Annotated in this window: 15 protein-coding genes and 1 pseudogene; 9 read left to right on the top strand and 7 right to left on the bottom strand. The window is 66.1% G+C overall.

Features of this window, described 5'->3' with window-relative positions; translation table 11 throughout:
* The 6 genes from ACK41V_RS21275 to ACK41V_RS21250 all read left to right on the top strand — a co-directional run.
* A partial coding sequence (locus ACK41V_RS21275; RefSeq protein ID WP_409785341.1) for a Gfo/Idh/MocA family protein occupies positions 1-860 on the top strand: 860 nt, incomplete at its 5' end.
* A gap of 86 nt (positions 861-946) precedes the next feature.
* Entirely contained in the window at positions 947-2,161 is a 1,215-nt protein-coding gene (locus ACK41V_RS21270) for a dihydrodipicolinate synthase family protein (RefSeq protein ID WP_409785339.1), read from the top strand.
* Between the two features lie 256 nt (positions 2,162-2,417).
* The gene (locus tag ACK41V_RS21265) at positions 2,418-3,296 is read left to right on the top strand and encodes a sugar phosphate isomerase/epimerase family protein (protein ID WP_409785337.1); all 879 of its coding nucleotides are present in this window, start codon (positions 2,418-2,420) and stop codon (positions 3,294-3,296) included.
* A 244-nt stretch (positions 3,297-3,540) separates the two neighbouring features.
* Entirely contained in the window at positions 3,541-3,843 is a 303-nt protein-coding gene (locus tag ACK41V_RS21260) for an iron uptake protein (RefSeq protein ID WP_409785336.1), read from the top strand.
* Between the two features lie 25 nt (positions 3,844-3,868).
* The gene (locus tag ACK41V_RS21255) at positions 3,869-5,563 is read left to right on the top strand and encodes a PepSY-associated TM helix domain-containing protein (RefSeq protein WP_409785334.1); all 1,695 of its coding nucleotides are present in this window, start codon (positions 3,869-3,871) and stop codon (positions 5,561-5,563) included.
* Positions 5,556-5,900: a DUF3325 domain-containing protein gene (locus ACK41V_RS21250; protein ID WP_409785332.1), complete on the top strand. Its 345-nt coding sequence runs from the start codon at positions 5,556-5,558 to the stop codon at positions 5,898-5,900. The genes ACK41V_RS21255 and ACK41V_RS21250 overlap by 8 nt, the downstream gene beginning before the upstream one ends.
* A gap of 417 nt (positions 5,901-6,317) precedes the next feature.
* Here the strand turns inward: ACK41V_RS21250 and ACK41V_RS21245 are convergent, their stop codons facing one another.
* The 3 genes from ACK41V_RS21245 to ACK41V_RS21235 all read right to left on the bottom strand — a co-directional run bounded on the left by ACK41V_RS21245 (position 6,318) and on the right by ACK41V_RS21235 (position 7,502).
* A complete protein-coding gene (locus tag ACK41V_RS21245; protein ID WP_409785330.1) occupies positions 6,318-6,830 on the bottom strand; it encodes a DUF1993 family protein in 513 nt (170 codons plus the stop codon).
* Positions 6,831-6,996: 166 nt separating this feature from the next.
* Positions 6,997-7,302, bottom strand: coding sequence for a hypothetical protein (locus ACK41V_RS21240; protein ID WP_409785329.1), 306 nt, complete (start codon positions 7,300-7,302; stop codon positions 6,997-6,999).
* Positions 7,299-7,502, bottom strand: a complete 204-nt coding sequence (locus tag ACK41V_RS21235; protein ID WP_409785327.1) for a hypothetical protein — start codon at positions 7,500-7,502, stop codon at positions 7,299-7,301. Before ACK41V_RS21235 ends, ACK41V_RS21240 begins: the two co-directional genes overlap by 4 nt.
* A gap of 559 nt (positions 7,503-8,061) precedes the next feature.
* On the opposite strand from ACK41V_RS21235, the pseudogene ACK41V_RS21230 reads away from it, so the two are divergent.
* A pseudogene (locus ACK41V_RS21230) lies at positions 8,062-8,931 on the top strand (putative bifunctional diguanylate cyclase/phosphodiesterase); the annotation flags it as partial.
* A 66-nt stretch (positions 8,932-8,997) separates the two neighbouring features.
* On the opposite strand, the gene ACK41V_RS21225 reads toward ACK41V_RS21230, so the two are convergent.
* Positions 8,998-10,248: an MFS transporter gene (locus ACK41V_RS21225; protein WP_409785325.1), complete on the bottom strand. Its 1,251-nt coding sequence runs from the start codon at positions 10,246-10,248 to the stop codon at positions 8,998-9,000.
* A 160-nt stretch (positions 10,249-10,408) separates the two neighbouring features.
* Between ACK41V_RS21225 and ACK41V_RS21220 the strand changes: the two genes are divergently transcribed.
* A complete protein-coding gene (locus ACK41V_RS21220) occupies positions 10,409-11,233 on the top strand; it encodes an AraC family transcriptional regulator (RefSeq protein WP_409785323.1) in 825 nt (274 codons plus the stop codon).
* A gap of 255 nt (positions 11,234-11,488) precedes the next feature.
* Here the strand turns inward: ACK41V_RS21220 and ACK41V_RS21215 are convergent, their stop codons facing one another.
* Entirely contained in the window at positions 11,489-14,131 is a 2,643-nt protein-coding gene (locus tag ACK41V_RS21215; protein ID WP_409785321.1) for an EAL domain-containing protein, read from the bottom strand.
* A 376-nt stretch (positions 14,132-14,507) separates the two neighbouring features.
* Here ACK41V_RS21215 and ACK41V_RS21210 point away from each other — a divergent pair, with 376 nt between their 5' ends.
* Complete coding sequence (locus ACK41V_RS21210; RefSeq protein WP_409785319.1) at positions 14,508-15,143, top strand: flavin reductase family protein; 636 nt, start codon at positions 14,508-14,510, stop codon at positions 15,141-15,143.
* 62 nt (positions 15,144-15,205) lie between these two features.
* Here ACK41V_RS21210 and ACK41V_RS21205 read toward each other — a convergent pair whose 3' ends face one another.
* On the bottom strand, positions 15,206-15,670 hold the full coding sequence (locus tag ACK41V_RS21205) for a DUF4952 domain-containing protein (protein WP_409785317.1): 465 nt from the start codon (positions 15,668-15,670) through the stop codon (positions 15,206-15,208).
* Complete coding sequence (locus ACK41V_RS21200) at positions 15,667-16,725, bottom strand: alpha/beta hydrolase (protein WP_409785315.1); 1,059 nt, start codon at positions 16,723-16,725, stop codon at positions 15,667-15,669. The genes ACK41V_RS21205 and ACK41V_RS21200 overlap by 4 nt, the downstream gene beginning before the upstream one ends.
* Positions 16,726-16,837 lie beyond the last annotated feature (112 nt).

The raw sequence follows: 16,837 nt of genomic DNA, 5'->3' as shown, positions 1-16,837 counted from the left end.
CGATCCGCGCAGGCAAGCATGTGTACTGCGAAAAGCCCATCGCCACCAACCTCAACGAGGCGGTGGAAATCGCGCGCCTGGCCTCGGGCTCGGGCCTCAAGCACGGCGCGGTGCAGGACAAGCTCTTTCTGCCCGGCCTGCGCAAGCTCGACATGCTGCGCCGCGCGGGCTTCTTCGGCCGCATGCTGAGCGTACGCCTGGAGTTCGGCTACTGGGTGTTCGAGGGCGACCTGCAGCCCATCCAGCGGCCGAGCTGGAACTATCGGCAAGAAGACGGCGGCGGCATGATCCTGGACATGATGTGCCACTGGCGCTACGTGCTGGACAACCTGTTCGGCGAGGTGAAGTCGGTGTCTTGCATCGGCGCCACGCACATCCCGCAGCGCTGGGACGAAGCCGGCCAACCGTACAAGGCCACCGCCGACGACGCCGCCTACGCCACCTGCGAGCTCACGGGTCACAACGGCGAGCCGGTGATCGCGCAGCTCAACATGAGCTGGGCCACGCGCGTGCGGCGCGACGACCTGGTGACCTTCCACGTGGACGGCACCGATGGCTCGGCCGTCGCGGGCCTGTCGAGCTGCCGCGCGCAGAGCCGCGTGGCCACGCCGCGCCCGGTGTGGAACCCCGACGAGAAGCAAAGCATGAACTTCTTCGACCAGTGGCAGGAGATTCCGGACTCGCAGGTCTACGACAACGGTTTCAAGATCCAGTGGGAGCACTTCATCCGCCACGTGGTGGAAGACGCACCGTACCGCTGGACCCTGCCCGAAGGCGCCAAGGGCGTGCAGCTGGTGGAGGCCGCGCTGGAAAGCTGGAAGGAACGCCGCTGGGTGGATGTGGCGCCCCTTGCTCCATAACGCTTCAATACTACTATTTTGATAGCTACTAGCGCTTATGGAATAAGCGCTAGAGGCACTTTTCATTCAAATTCTGCGAGTACACCATGGCCCTTAGCCTCCCTCTGCCCACGGCCGACGGCCGCATCAGCCCTTACACCCTGCAAGGCCGCCCTCCGGTGGTGCCGCCGCAGGGCGCGGTGGTGTTCAATCGCATCGCCTACTCGGCCGCCCACGTGGTGGCCAACCCGCTGGCGGCCATCGACCCCTGGCTGCAATGCGCCGTGGACTGGGACGCGACCATTGCCTACCGCCAGCGCCTGTGGTCGCTGGGCCTGGGCGTGGCCGAGGCCATGGACACCGCGCAGCGCGGCATGGGGCTGGACTGGCCCACCTCGCTGGAGCTGATCCGCCGCTCGCTCGACGCGGCGCGCGACTTCGGCCCCGGCGCGCTCGTGGCCTCGGGCTGCGGCACGGACCACCTGGTGCTCGACGAGGTGAAGTCGGTGGACGACGTGATCCGCGGCTACGAGGAGCAGATGGAGGCCATCGAAAAGCTGGGCGGCAAACTCATCGTGATGGCGAGCCGCGCGCTGGCCCGCGTGGCGCAAAGCCCCGCCGACTACGAGCGCGTGTACGACCGCATCCTGTCGCAGGCACGCCAGCCCGTGGTGCTGCACTGGCTGGGCGACATGTTCGACCCGGCGCTGGCCGGCTACTGGGGTTCGCGCGATGCCGATGCGGCCATGGACACGGCGCTGGCCGTGATCGCCGCGCACCCGGACAAGGTCGACGGCATCAAGATCTCGCTGCTCGACAAGGACAAGGAAGTCGCCATGCGCCGCCGCCTGCCCACCACGGGCGGCACCGACGGCCAGGGCGTGCGCATGTACACGGGCGACGACTTCAACTACGCCGAGCTGATCGCGGGCGACGGCGCGGGCGGCACGCCCCGCCAGGGCCAAAGCGATGCGCTGCTGGGTATCTTCGACGCGATTGCACCGGCCGCCAGCGCCGCGCTCGCAGCACTGGCCGCGGGCGACATCGAACGCTTTCACGCCATCCTGGGGCCCACGGTGCCGCTGTCGCGCCACATCTTTGCTGCGCCCACACGCTTTTACAAAACCGGCGTGGTCTTCATGGCCTGGCTCAACGGGCACCAGAGCCACTTCACCATGGTGGGCGGGCAGCAAAGCACGCGCTCGCTGGTGCACTTTGCGGAGCTGTTCCGACTGGCGGACCAGGCGAACCTGCTGGAGCAGCCCGAACTGGCCGTGCAGCGCATGGGCCATCTGCTGGCACTGCATGGCGTAGCGACCTGAGCCTGAGGCCTGCGCCCGTTGTGGATGGCACGTTGCTCATTGCTCTTTGCTGACTCCATGGCTCGTATCCCTGCGGTGCAACGTCTCACCACCCGTTCGGGCTGAGCCCGTCGAAGCCCTGCACCGCACCTCCACAACCCGTTCGGGCTGAGCCCGTCGAAGCCCTGCACCGCACCTCCACAACCCGTTCAGGCTGAGCTTGTCGAAGCCCTGCAGAGCCCCCCCGCAAAGCCTCAACCACCAACCTGCCACCACCATGCGCGACTTCACCCAAGACCACCGCTGGCTCTCCATCAACACCGCCACCGTGCGCAAGCAACGGGGTGCCGAGGTGCCGCTGGCCCACATCATCGACCAGTGCGCCGAGCGCGGCATCCGCGCCATCAGCCCCTGGCGCGATCAGGTAGCGGCGGCGGGGCTCGACGCCATCGCGCGGCAACTGCGCGCCCACGGCATGGAGTTGTCGGGCTATTGCCGGGGCGGCTTCTTCCCCGCCGCCGACACAGCCGGACTGCGCGCTGCACTGGATGACAACTACCGCGCCATCGACGAGGCCAAAACGCTGAACGCCGCCTGCCTGGTGCTGGTGGTGGGCGCCCTGCCCGGCGCGCTGGACGGCACGCCGCACTACACCGACATCAGCCGCGCACGCAGCGAGGTATTCGACGGCATCGCCGCGTCGCTCGAATACGCCCGCCAAGTGGGCATGCCCCTGGCCATCGAACCGCTGCATCCCATGCAAGCCGCCGACCGCGCCTGCATCAACACGCTGGAACAGGCGCTGGACATCTGCGACAAGCTTGATCCGCAAAAGTCTGGCGCGCTGGGTGTGGCCCTGGACGTCTATCACGTCTGGTGGGACCCCAAGCTACAAGAACAGATCGCACGCGCAGGCAAAGAGCGCCTGCTGGCCTTCCACGTCTGCGACTGGCGCCTGCCCACGCGCGACCTGCTCAGTGACCGCGGAATGATGGGCGACGGCGTGATTGAGCTGAAGAAGATCCGCCAATGGGTCGAAGCCGCCGGGTTCGACGGCTATTCAGAGGTGGAAATTTTCTCTGCACTGGACTGGTGGCAGCGCACGGGGGGTGAGACGCTGGACACCTGCATCGCGCGGCACCGCAGCGTGGTCTGACACGGACAAACGCCCACATCGCTCCCGTCTGCGCGGCTAGACGGGGTCGGCGCTGGCTTGGGACTGCTCGCAAAACGTGCACGGCCAGTCATGGAGCCGTTCGGGGCCCCGCGCCCCTGCCGCGAACCGTCCGGGCGCCAACCCGTTATCCCCCATCACCATGATCCCAGTGGGGCAATGGCACGAAGGGCGGCATAATTACGAATCAGTCTCATCAACAATTCTGTTCGCATCCCACGACCCCATGGCCACCAGTACCGCCTCTCGTTTGCACATCGTTTCGCGCATCGCCGCAGGCGTTTTGGGCGGCTACGCCTTTACCTGGGGCTTGATCGCACTGGGCATCGGCTTGCTGTTTGCGGCGCAGATGGAGTTTCATGACGCAGAGGCCCTGGGCTACATCGTGGGTTTCATCGTGTACCTGACGGTGTTTCTGTGGGCCTTTACGGCTGCCAGCGTGGCGCGCGTGTGGGCGCTGTTGTTGGGTGGCGGCGCGCTGATGACGGGTGCCGCGTGGCTGGTGCAGCGCGCGCTGCTGGCGGCATAAGCCCGCGAACGCAAGGAGTTCTCCCATGTTCCAAAATTTCCGGCTCACCATGGCCTGGCTGCACACCTGGTTTGGCCTGGTGCTGGGCTTTGTGCTGATGGTGGTTTTCTTCTTCGGCTCGCTGTCGGTGTTTGACCGCGAGATCGACCGGTGGGCCATTCCATCGACCCGGTTCGAGCCGCAGCCCATGCCGTCGTTCGACAAGATCCTGCAGCCGGTGTTTCAGGACATGAAGCCCGATGCGGCGAATATCGAAGCGGCCAAGAGCCGCGTGAACGGGCCCATCGCGCAGAGCTTCCCGGTCATCAACACCTGGAGCGCCTACACCACCCACCGCGACCCGGTGCTGGGCCTGTTTGCGGGCTATGAGTTGCCCAACGCCAAAGAGCCCGAAGACACCGTGTGGGGCAGCCGCACCATCGACCCGCGCACAGGCGCATCGCTGCCGGATGACCACCTCAAGATCGGCAGCCAGTTCTTCTACCCGCTGCACTACAGCCTGAACGTGAACTGGAAGAACCTGGGCACCTGGATCGTGGGTTTTGCGGCGCTGATGATGCTGGTGGCACTGGTCAGCGGCGTGGTCATGCACCGCAAGATCTTCCGCGAGCTGTTCACGTTTCGCCCCAAAAAGCACACGCAGCGCAGCGCGCTTGATCTGCACAACCTCACGGGTGTGGTGGCGCTGCCGTTTCACTTCATCTTTGCGTTCTCGGGGCTGGTGATTTTTGGCGGCACGTACTTCCCCATCACCCACACACAGCTGCACCCCTTGCACGAGTTGCATGAAAAACACGAGGCCGCCGAAACTGGCCTGCCCCACGACCGCGCCAACGTGCCCGGCACCCTGGCCTCGGTAGACACCATGGTGACCGAAGCCCAGCGCCGCTGGGCCGCGCAGGACATGGCGGGCGATGTGGGCTTTTTGGTGGTGCGGCATGTGGGCGACGCCAATGCCTACGTCAGCATTTACCGCGCGGGCACCGACCGCATTGCGCTGGTGGGCAACGGCATTCACTTCAAGGGCAGCACCGGTGAGGTGCTGCGCGAAGACCCGCCGCAGACCGCGGTGGCCAGCGTCAACACCTTTCTGACCGGCCTGCACCTGCAGCACTTTCGCCACTGGCTGCTGCGCTGGCTGTATGTGCTGGGCGGCCTGGCGGGCTGCGCGTGTATTGCCACAGGCTTTATCTTCTTTGTCGAAAAACGCAAGCGCCAGCATGCCAAACAAGGCGTGACCGGTGCGCGCTGGGTGGATGCGTTTGCGGTGACCACCGTGACCGGCATCGTCATTGCCGCGCTGACCATGCTCATCGGCAACCGCCTGCTGCCCACCGATCTGGTCGGGCGTGGCGACTGGGAAAAAGCCATCTTCTGGGGCGCCTGGGCGCTGGCCTTTGCGCACGGCATTTGGCGCACTGCGCCGGTCGCCAGCGCACGCATGGCACCGGCCTGGGGAGAGCAGTGCTGGGCCATCGCCGTACTGGGCGTGGCCGCCGTGCTGCTGAACTGGGTGACCACGGGCGACCACCTGCTGCGCACCATCGGCAATGGCTACTGGCCCGTGGCCGGTGTGGACCTGGCCATTCTGGCCAGCGCCGTCATCGCCGTGCTGGCCGCACGCAAACTCAAGCGCCGCGCACAGGGCCAGTTGAGCGCGCCCGGCGTGGACACCCAGAACGACGGCGCTGCCGCATCCCTGGAGACCGCCCGTGCCTGAAGCCTTGTTACTCGCAGCAGCGGTCATTGCCAACGTGATGGGCCTGGGCTGGCTGGCTTTGTCGATGGATGTGCACTGGGAGCAGGTGCGCGGCACAGAGCCCCTGCGCCGCAGCACCGTGCGCGCATTGCGCTGGATGGGTAGCGCGGGCCTGGTGGTGGCACTGGGCCTGTGCCTGGCCGTAGACCATGCATCCATGGCGTCGCTGGTGTGGTTCATGGCGCTGGCCGGCGCGGCGCTGGCCATCGCGTTCACGCTGTCGTGGCGGCCACGTGTGCTGGGCGTGCTGATCGCCTGGGTTCGCCGCCGGGGCAGCGCGGAGCCGGGGGCGCGCTGAGAGTACGACGGGATGCGCGGCGGACGCCCGCCATTCAAAGCTGATTCGCTATTAATTCGGGAGCTATTAGCGCTTATTGGATAAGCGCTAGAGGCCTTTTTTGCTCAAAATTTGCTCGCACGCCCCCTGCGGTTGACCCAACCACAGACGCGCTTTGATCCCGGGCGATTGCTCAGCCAGTGGGGCTGCCATCGTCAATGGGCGCAAGGCCTATCGGCTGGCCATCGACAGCGCCACCAGCTGGGGCGCCATCGAGTCTTCAGCGCGCAAACCGTGTGCCGCAAACCCTGTGGCAGCCCGAGCGGTGGGCCAAGGGACAAGGGCCAAGACCTCACGGACGCGGCGCCCCTTTTGCGGGCATGCGTGCCGCCTGGGCCGCAAGCGCGGCCTGAAGGCGCGCTGCTGCAGCGGCCTCGCTCAATACTTGCCCATGTAGTCCCGCTTACCCAGCTCCACCCCGTTGTGGCGGACCAGTGCATACGCGGTGGTGACGTGGAAGAAGAACTGCGGCAGACCGTAGTGCAGCAGGTAGTGCTCGCCCACAAACTGCTTTTCGCGCGGTGTGCCGGGCTGGATAGTGACTTGGCGCGTGGCGGCGTCGGCAAACTGCTCTACCGGCAGGCCTTCGATGAATGCAAGCACCACATCGATGCGCTCATTCAGGTCGGCAAAGCCGGGGCGTTCTGCGTCGGGGAACGACGGCACCTCCGCACCCGCCAGCCGCGCCGACACGCCCTTGGCGAAGTCGCAGGCAATCAGCACCTGGCGGGCCAGGGGGAACATGTCGGGGAACAAGCGCGCCTGCAGCAGTGCATCCGGGTCCAGCTTCCGCGCCGTGGCGTGCGCCTCGGTCTTGGCCAGGATGTCCTTGAGCGAGCCCAGCATCTGGCGGAAAACGGGGATGCTGGCGTTGTAGATGGGTGAGGTCATGGGGAATGTGCAGGTGAAGAGGCTAGGAAAACGTCGGCGCGGTACTGACCAATTCAGACGACAAGCCGCGCAGCGCCAAAGGATTGCAACACATTCGCAGATGACCTGCTGAGGCACCGGGTCCCAGCAGAATGGGCAGCATCTGTCGAAGCTGCGCCATCAACCTTCATTCGGGGGTGGTGGGGTCGCCGTCATCTCCAGGAGCGCTCAGGGCCTGCCTGGCAAACTCTTCGTCTGAAAGCTCTGGCGCGTTCTGGATCGCGTTCCATTCTTCGAGGAATTCGTTGGTCGGCTCCTCGCCGTGTATCACAACGTCTTCGATGCTCTGTTCTCGGCCATCTGCTGGATGGTCAGCGTTCGCGGGAATCTCCTCTCGTGGCTGTGCTGTCCGATCAGAGGACTTTTGCATACCCTCCACGTAAGAGGCGAAATCACCGTCGTTCAACGCGTTTGTGCTGCTTCGGTTGTTCATCGGAGCTTTCCTTCGGTATCGAGGTTGAATGGATCCAGCAAATGTAGTTGCTGCCTGGAGCTGACCGGCAGCTCGCGCGAGCGGCGGACGCAGTCCTTGCGCTTGCGCAGCGCGCGCTGGCCGGACTTACCCGCGCAGCCCATAATGCCCAGCATCCGCTGGCCCATTTGTGCATCAGCGCTGTTGTTCCTCTTCCGCATGAACACACCGGCTCTACCGTCACCTGAACACTTGCTGCACGACGAGCTGCGTGCCATTCAGGAGCGCCGGATCCGCCTGATGCTGCTGGCCATCGGGGTTTTGCTCGCAGCGATCACGGTGGGCTGGGGCCTGTTCTTCATTCGCATGGGCTACTGGACCGTCGCACTGATCGACGGGGCGCTGATGTCGGTGGGGTTGGCGGTGATCTGGCTGGTGCGGCACGACCGCCCGCGTCCCGCCGCTTTTTTGCTGCTTCCGGTGCTTTTCGTCAACTTCGTCGTCATGGCGGCGGTGTTTGACATCCCGACGGCAGAAGTCCCTCGCTCATCGCATATCTACCTGCTCGCGCTGGCCATTGCGTCCTATATGGTGCTGCAGCACGAGCGCCCTTGGTTGCGCCACAGCGCGCCGATGCTCTGCCTTTTGAGTTTTCTGGTTCTGGCCAGCAGCCCGGAAGGCATTGCCACCCCCTATGCCATGCCCGACAGCGTGCGCGCCGGAGGCACCTGGGTAAACAATTTCCTGGCGTTGTTTTGCATCGCGGTGCTGCTGGTCATCATGCAAGCCGACGTGACCCTGCGCACCAGCCTGGAGACCGACCTGCAGAAAGCGCTGCTGGAACAGCAGTTTTTGCTGCACTACCAGCCGCAGGTGGACCAGGATGGCCGGGTGACTGGCGCAGAGGCGCTGGTGCGCTGGCAGCACCCCGTGCGGGGCATGGTGCCCCCGAGCGCTTTTATTGCGCTGGCGGAGCAGACCGGCCAAATCCTGCCCCTGGGGCTGTGGGTGCTGGAAACCGCCTGCCTGCAGCTGCGGCAGTGGGCCACACACCCCACGCTGGCCCAGATCAGCTTGTCGGTCAACGTGAGCGCCCCCCAGTTTCGGCAAGCCAATTTTGTCGAACAGGTGCTGGCCACGTTGCAGCGCACGGGCATTGACCCCCACAGGCTCAAGCTGGAGCTGACCGAAAGCATGCTGGTCAACGACATGGGCGACCTCATCACCAAGATGACCACCCTCAAGGCGCGTGGTGTCGGGTTCTCGCTGGACGACTTTGGCACCGGTTATTCATCGCTCAGCTACCTGCGGCGCCTTCCGCTCGATCAGCTCAAGATTGACCAAAGCTTTGTGCGCGATGTGTTGTCTGACCCGCACGGTGCCGCCATTGCACAAACAGTGATCGCGCTGGGCCAGAGTCTGAACCTCACCGTGATCGCCGAAGGGGTGGAAAACGAAGGCCAGCGCGCCTTTCTGGCGCAGGGCGGGTGCCACGCGTTCCAGGGCTATCTGTTCAGCCGACCGCTGCCGATTGCCGCGTTCGACGCGCTGGTGGCGCCAACGGGGTACATCTTTCCGCCCGCCACCGCCGCAATGGCCACTACCGCCGCTGACGCCGATGAAAGCAGCCTGCACAAAGCGCTGGCCTGATCGGGCACGAGGCAAGAGACACAAGGCGCGTGCTGCAACCGCCTGGCTGTGGCAGCGTGGCAAACCTCAGGCCACCGCAGGCGTCGCCGTTCTGCGCACCCGCCGCACATTGAACGCGCTTGCAATCAGCACCCCCTGCACCACCGCCAGCCCCAGCAGCACGGCGCTGAAGCGGCCCTGATCCAGCAGCACACCAAACAGCAGGGGCGACAACGCCTGGCCGATGTCGAGGCCCGAATACACGATGCCGTAGACGCGGCCGGTAGAGCCTTCGGGCGTGGAGCGCTTGACCAGCAGGTCGCGCGACGGGCCGGCAATGCCAGCACAAAAACCCATCACGCCAAACAGCACGGGCACCAGAACGCCGGGCAACTGCATGAACGCCAGGGCCACCGCCACACATGCAGCCAGACCAAAACCGACGCCCACAATGCGTTCACAGCGGCTCGGGTCAGCGGCCAAAAAGCCGCCCAGCACCATGCCACCCGCGCTCGCCACCATGTAGACGGTGAGGCACATGGCGGCCAGCGCCACGGGCACGGCGTGCAGTTGGCGGGCGGCTTCGGGGGCGAAGGCCTGCACCACGTTCAGCGCCACGGCGTAGAAAAAGAAGAACGCAAAACACATCCACACAGCCGGAATGCGCAAGAAGGCAAAGTTGCCCTGCGCAGGGGCGGCGGAAGATGCGCCTTTGGCCGCAGGCGCTGGCAGCGGCGGCAAGGCCAGGTGGCGGCGGCTGAACAGCAGCACCAGCAGCACCGAAAACGACAGCACGCCCGCACACACCAGCGCCACGCGCCACGACGTGGCAATGGCAATCGGCACCAGCATGGCCGGGGCCAGCGCCCAGCCCAGGCTGCCGGTGATGCCGTGCACGCTGTAGGCATGGCCCAGTCGCGGCGCACTGACGCGCCGGTTGAGCAAGGTGTAGTCCACCGGGTGAAACACGCCGTTGCCAATGCCCGCCAGCACCGAGAACCCGGCCAGCATGGCGTAACTGGTGCTGGCGGCAAAACCAAAGGCCGCCAGGCCCAGCAGGGTGAGCCCCGCAAACAGAATGGGGCGTGGCCCGAAGCGGTCCACCACAAACCCCGAGCCCGCCTGCACCGCGCACGACACCACAAAGAAGATGGTCATGAGGAAGCCCAACTCGGTATAGCCGACCTGGAACTCGTCCTTGAGCCAAGGGAACAACGGCGCCAGCAAAAGCTGGCTGTAGTGGCTGATGAGGTGGGCAATGCCCACCAGGCCGATCACGCTGGCGTCAGCGCGCAAAGGGGTGGGCGACGGGAGGCTGGCAGCGGTTGCAGAGGTCATGGCGGCATCGTAGTATTGCGGCCGGGTTTCTGGAATGCGACAGAACGACAGCTTTCAGCGAATTTGCGCCAACCCCTGCTTGCAAGAAGCACCCAACCAACCAACCAACCCACGCCCGCACCGCGCTCCGGTGCCCAACAAAGCCGCCGATTCCTCCTCCATGTCCCTGCCCCGCAAGCTGCACCCCTCCCCACTGGGCGACACCGATCCGTTCACGCCCACCCCGGCGCGCCCGGTGCGCGTGCGGGCGCGCGAGATGCCGGTGGACAGCCATTTCGAGCCCCACCGCCACGCCTGGGCGCAGCTGGCGTATTGCGCCAGTGGCGTGATCCAGGTGAACCTGCATGCGCCCACCGCCCCCACGTCGTACATCGTGCCGCCCTCGCGTGCAGTGTGGATTGCGCCGGGCGCGCTGCATGCGGTGGCGGTGCTGGAGGCGGCGGCGTTTCGCACGCTGTACATCGACCCCAGCGTGGTGCAGCCCGACTGGTCGGGCTGCCGCGTGATGGCGGTGACGCCCTTGCTGCGCGAGCTGGTCTCCGCCCTCGACCCGGTGGGCGGGCCCGTGCCTGAACCCGCCCGCGAGTCCGCACTGACCGCGCTGGTGCTGGACGAGATCAGCCATGCCGAAAGCCTGGCGCTGGGTGTGCCCCTGCCCGGCCCGCACAGCGACAAGCGGCTGCGCGCGGTGTGCCAGGCCGTGCTGGATGCGCCCGGCCGCTACGCCACGCTGCAGGACTGGGCCGCCGACAGCGGCGCCAGCGAGCGCACGCTGGCGCGGCTGTTCAGGGCACAGTTCGGCATGGGCTTTGCACCGTGGCGCAAACAGGCCGTGCTGGCCCACGCCCTGCCACGATTGGCGCGTGGCGAACCGGTGGGCCAGGTGGCGGCCGCCAGCGGCTATGCCAGCGAGAGTGCGTTTTCTGCGATGTTCAAGGCGGCGATGGGGCAGCCGCCGAGCTGGTTTTTGGGCAAGAACGTTTGATGGAACAGATCCGCAGAAGTGGTGCTGAGGTATTGCTCCCTCACCCCTTGTGGGAGAGGGTTGGGGAGAGGGGTGTTTGAAGCATGCAGCTTGCTTGTTCCACCCCCCTCTCCCCGACCCTCTCCCGCGGGGGGAGAGGGAGTTGGGCAGGGGTGCCTAGCCTGCAGCAGGCGCCAATTTCAAATCAAAACAGGCTCTAACGCTTATCCAATAAGCGCCTATAGCTATCAATAAAGTAGCAACCCGCTCTTCACGCTACCCACCCAAGATGGTCGGGTGCAGCGGCGCGGGGCGGCCAAACAGATACCCCTGGCCCTGCGTGCAGCCCAGTTCCATCAGCACACGCTGTTGTTCGGGGGTTTCGATGCCCTCGGCCACCACGTTCAGGCCCAGCGATCCAGCCAGCGCCAGCACGGCGCGCACCACGGCGGCGCTGGGGTTGGCGGGGGCACCGGTGCTGCTGGCGGCGCCGCCGGGGTTGCTGCTGCCTTTGTAGACAACTTCCACACCGTCGTCACCCGTGACGTTGCCCCCGAGGGGTTCCACAAAGCTGCGGTCAATCTTCAGGGTGACCAGGGGCAGCCGGTGCAGGTAGCCCAGCGATGAGTAACCGGTGCCAAAGTCGTCCAGCGCCAGGGACATGCCGTGGCCGCGCAGCGTGTGCAGCACGGCGCTGGTGTGTTCGGGGTCTTCGATGAGGGCGCCTTCGGTGATCTCCAGGCACAGGCGCTGCGGCGGCAGCCCGGCATCGGCCAGTAGTTGCAGCATGCGGTCGCAGAACACGGGGTTGCGAAAGTGGCGCGGGGCCACGTTCACGCTCAGGTAGCCTGCAAAGTCGGACATGCGCGCCATGGTGCTGCAGGCCTGCTCAAAAATCTGCCAGTCGATGGCGTCCATGCTGCCGCTGTCTTCGGCCACCTTCACAAAGGCGCCAGGCGCCAGCAGGCCGTCGGTGGGGTGGCGCCAGCGGGCCAGGGCTTCGTAGCCCAGCACGCGGCCATCCACCAGCGACACGATGGGCTGGAAGTAGGGTTCAAACTGCTTTTCTTTGACGGCCACCCACAGCGCGTTTTCCAGGTCCAGCACCCGCAGCGCGTCGCTGTGCAGGTGCTCGTCATACAGCTCGAACCGGCGACGGCCGTTGACCTTGGCACGGTACATGGCGGTATCGGCGTTGCGCAGCAGGTCGGCCGCCTGGGGCTGGTCGCGGTTGCACAGCGAGATGCCGATGCTGGCCGACGCGAACAGGCGCTTGCCCTCGACCAGCATGGGTTCGTCCAGCACCTCCAGCATGCGGCGCGCGATGCGCACCACGGGGTCGGCCGCGGGCGCATCGGCCACCAGCACGGCAAACTCGTCGCCGCCCACACGCGCCACCATGTCGGGCGCGCGCAGCACGCTGGTCAGGCGGCGGCCAATCTCTTGCAGCACGGCGTCGCCCGCGTGGTGGCCCATGCTGTCGTTGATGAGCTTGAAGCGGTCGACGTCGATGAACATCACCGCAAAACGCTGGTCGGGCTGGCGGTGCAGGCGGGTTTGCAGCCAGTCCAGCCGCTCCAGCAGGTAGCTGCGGTTGGGCAGGCCGGTCAGCGCGTCGTGCAGCGCCTCGTGTTTGAGCTGCGCTTCCACGCGGCGGCGCACACCAATCTGCTCTTGCAGCTCGGCGGTGCGTTCGGCCACACGCTGCTCCAGTTCGGCGTTGGCGATGCGCAGGGATGCGGTGGTGCGGCGGCGTACCAGGCTGCTGGCGATCTGGTGCGACACAAAACCCAGCAGGTCGCGGTCGCGTTCGGTGTAGGTCACCTCGGGCTGGTAGCTTTGCACGGCCACCACACCCAGCGAGCGGCCTTCGCACACCAGCGGCACGCCCACCCAAGACAGCGAGCTGGGCCCGCTTTTGCTGATGGTGCCGTCGGTGTGCAGACGCTCGATCTCGTCGGCCGACGTGAGCAGTGGCTGGCCCTTGCGCAGCACGTACTCCGTCAGTCCGTTGCCCAGCGGGCGCGACTTGGTGCCCACCTGGTTTTCGTCGACGTAGTACGGAAAATGCAGTTCGGCGCCGTCGTCGGACAGCAGCGCGATGTAGAAATTGCGGGCGTTGATGAGCTCGCCCACGCTGTGGTGCACCGCCCGGTAAAACTCTTGCACTGGGCCCAAGTCGTTGGCACGCTCGGCAATGCGGTACAGCGCCGCCTGCAGGCGTTCGCCCTTTTGGCGGCGCGCCACTTCAGCTTGCAGGGCCTGGTTGGTGCGGGCCAGCTCGGCGGTGCCTACGCTGACGGCGCGTTCCAGGTCCTGGCGGGCCTGTTTGCGCTGCAGAGCGGTCAGCACGTGGCTGGCCACAAACTCCAGCAGCTCCTGGTCGTCGGGGCCATAACGCCCGGCCTGGTCGTAGCTTTGCACCACCAGCACGCCCCGCACTTGCGCTCCATCGCGCAACGGCACGCCCAGCCAGTCTTGTGCATACGCACCCAGGGCCTTGAGCTGGCCGTCCATCTGCTGCGCCAGGGCCTGCATCGACCCGCGCAGCGTTAGCCCACCGCGCACCAGGTGCCAGGTGAGCGACTGGTGCATGTCGGCCATGGGGATGGGCACACCCAACACGGGCAGGTCGGTGGTGGCGTCGTCCACAAAGTAGATGAACTCCAGCGTGTCGGCGTCGGGGTCGTGCAGCGCCATGAAGAGGTTGCGCGCGTACATCAGCGTGCCGACGATGGCGTGCAGCTGCTCCAGCATGGCGCGCATGCTCAGGTCGGCACCAGCCAGGTCGGCAATGGCGAACAGTGCGCGCTGCAGGCGCTCGGCCTGCGCAAGCTGGTGCACCGCGCTGCGCAGACGGTCCAGCGTCCCGATGGACGGGGGCAAGGGCTCGGCGGTGGACGAAAGGGGCTGGCTCATGGAGTGAGAACGTATTGACCATCTTTTCAATGCCGCGAAAAGACGGTCAATGCGTTCTTAGTGGTACGACGAGCATTGTTGCCGAATGTGACGGCGCCCAAGGGCTTTCGTCAGGGTTCTGACACACGGCGGGCGTGTTGTCCTTCAGTGGTGTGACATCCACACTGCAGTTCGCCACCGGCCGTTTCCATCCAAAATTTGAATGAAATTGGCCTCTAGCGCTTATCTAATAAGCGCCAGCAGCTATTATTTGCATAGCAAATGATCAAATCCTCCGGCAAGCAACGCCGACAACGCCCGGGTAAGGTGGCGGGCTGGCCCCCAGAGCATCGAATCGCATCGCCCACCCACCACCAACGCACTTCTTTCTGCTCCCATGACCACCGCCCCACTCCCCCGCAACATCCACAGCTACGAGCCCCGCCAGGGCCATGGCCTGCCCCACGACCCGTTCAACGCCATCGTCGGGCCGCGCCCCATCGGCTGGATCTCCACGCAGAACGCCGCGGGCGCCACCAACCTGGCGCCCTACAGCTTTTTCAACGCCTTCAACTACGTGCCGCCCATCGTGGGTTTTGCGAGCATTGGCTACAAAGACACCGTGCGCAACGTGCAGGAGACCGGCGAGTTTGTGTGGAACCTGGCCACACGCGACCTGGCCGAGGTGATGAACCAAAGCTGCGCCGCCGTGCCGCCCGAGGTCAGCGAGTTTGAACTGACCGGCCTCACCCCCCTGCCCTCCACGCGCGTGCGCCCCCCGCGTGTGGCCGAAAGCCCCGTCACCTTCGAATGCCGCAGCACGCAGATCCTGCAGTTGCAGGGCGTGGACGGCGCGAATGTAGAGACCTGGCTGGTGCTGGGCGAGGTGGTGGCCGTGCACATCGACCAGGCGTTGCTGAAAAACGGCGTGTACGACACGGCGGCTGCGGGCCACATCCTGCGCGGCGGGGGCCCGGCCGACTACTTCACGGTGGGGCCAGAGCAGTTGTTCAAGATGTACCGGCCGCGCTGAGCGTGCGTGACCCGCTGCAATCCCGCACTGCCGGACCGCAAGCTGCGTGACCACGGGCGGCGCTACGGAGACTCCAGATACCGGGTGACGCGGACATGGAACGCAGGAATCTGCGCCCAGTCCGCCCGGCGGGACACCAGGGTTTCGTCGGAAAACATCATCACCCTGTCGCCGGGTTCGCGCACTCGGGCTAGCCAGCCCTCCCGACGCGGCACGCCGCCCACAACGACCGCTGCGGGCTCCCAGCCACAACACAGAAACCGCAGCCGCCCCATGCCCGTGTAGCGGATCAGATAGCGCTCCACGCGGTTCGCCCGGCTGCCTTTTACCTCGTAGCTCGCCACCAGAACGCGCAACTGCGCGTCATAACCAGCAGCGCAACCCACATATTCGAGACCCGCTGGCTTGCGCCCCAACGCCGCCAGAAAGTCACCGCACGCATCCTCTGCCAGGGCCCACACGGACGGCGCCCCCAGCACCATGGCGGCAACCCAAACGGCACGGCCCAGCCTTTGCGCAGCGGTCATGGCAGCGCACCGCACAAACCGGCCTGCGGGTTGCGCGCCCACTGCTCAGTCCATGCCCATACTTGCTGAACGCCGTCGATACCCGCTGCACGACGCTGCAGGCCGTGGTCTGCCCCGTCGATGCGCCGCGCGCAAAAGGGCACCGTGCGCACGGAGGCCATTTGGGCAAAGCGCTCGTAGGCGGCAGCGGGAACCAACGCATCGTCGCCGCCCCACACCTGCAGCAGCGGCCAGGGGCTTTGCACCAGTGGGCGCATCAACGGCCAGTTCCACAGGTCGCGCCAGTAGACCAGGCTGCGGCCCTGCAGCACAGTGCTGTCGGCGCGGCGCCCCGCCACCACGTGGCCCAGCTCCTCCCAGTCTGCTTGCGCCTCCAGGCGCTGTGCCTGCAGGGCACCGGCCTCCTGCGGATCTAGCCCGCTGGAGGCCAGCATTACCAGGCCAGCGAGTTGGGACACCTCAGGCGCCAGGGCGGGCAACAGCTCGGCCCCTTCGGAGATACCCACCAGCAGCTGCGGCAGCGCGGGCGCGCCTTCACGTTCGCGCTGCTGCGCATCCGCTACCAGAGCCGCGCGGGCGTGGGCCAGCCAGGTGGAGAGACGGTCCTGCTGCACAAATTCGCGTGCGCAGTCTGCGGGCGCCGTGCGCGCCTGAGGGTCCACCCACGGCTTGTGCAACACCAGCACCTGGGCATGCAGCAGCCCTGCAAAGTAACGGTCGGCCATCGGCCCCATGCCCGCGCAGCCAGAGCCCGGGATGACGATCACCCGGTAGCGCAGCGGCGCCGTGCGCTCGGCGCGCTGCAGGGCCTGGAGCGTGGCCCCACCGGCACCTGGCAAAGACTGCAGCGCGAACCCCTCCACAGATTGCGGTGTGGGCACCGTCGGCGCGGGTGCGGGTCGCGGAGATGCCACTGTGGAAGGCTCCGCCGTCTGCGCAGCCCGTGGCGGTGCAACGCAGCCGCACAACACAAAAGCCACGGCAACAGCAGCCACAAAAAAGGCCAGCACGGGGCTGGCCTGGGGGTGCCGCGTGGTGGCGACGAACCGCTGCATCACTGCGGGCACGAGTGCGTGATCACTTGAGGATCAACACCTGTTCAGGCTGCTGTGGCACAGGCATAGGCTGGCCGCCCTGCTGGTACACCGGCGGCGGGCGCACGCCGCG

The organism is Acidovorax sp., from assembly GCF_046291265.1.
In the GTDB taxonomy this organism is placed as follows: Bacteria; Pseudomonadota; Gammaproteobacteria; order Burkholderiales; family Burkholderiaceae_C; genus Acidovorax.
Note: the sequence above shows the minus strand (reverse complement) of the source record. Positions and strands in the feature narration are given on the sequence as shown.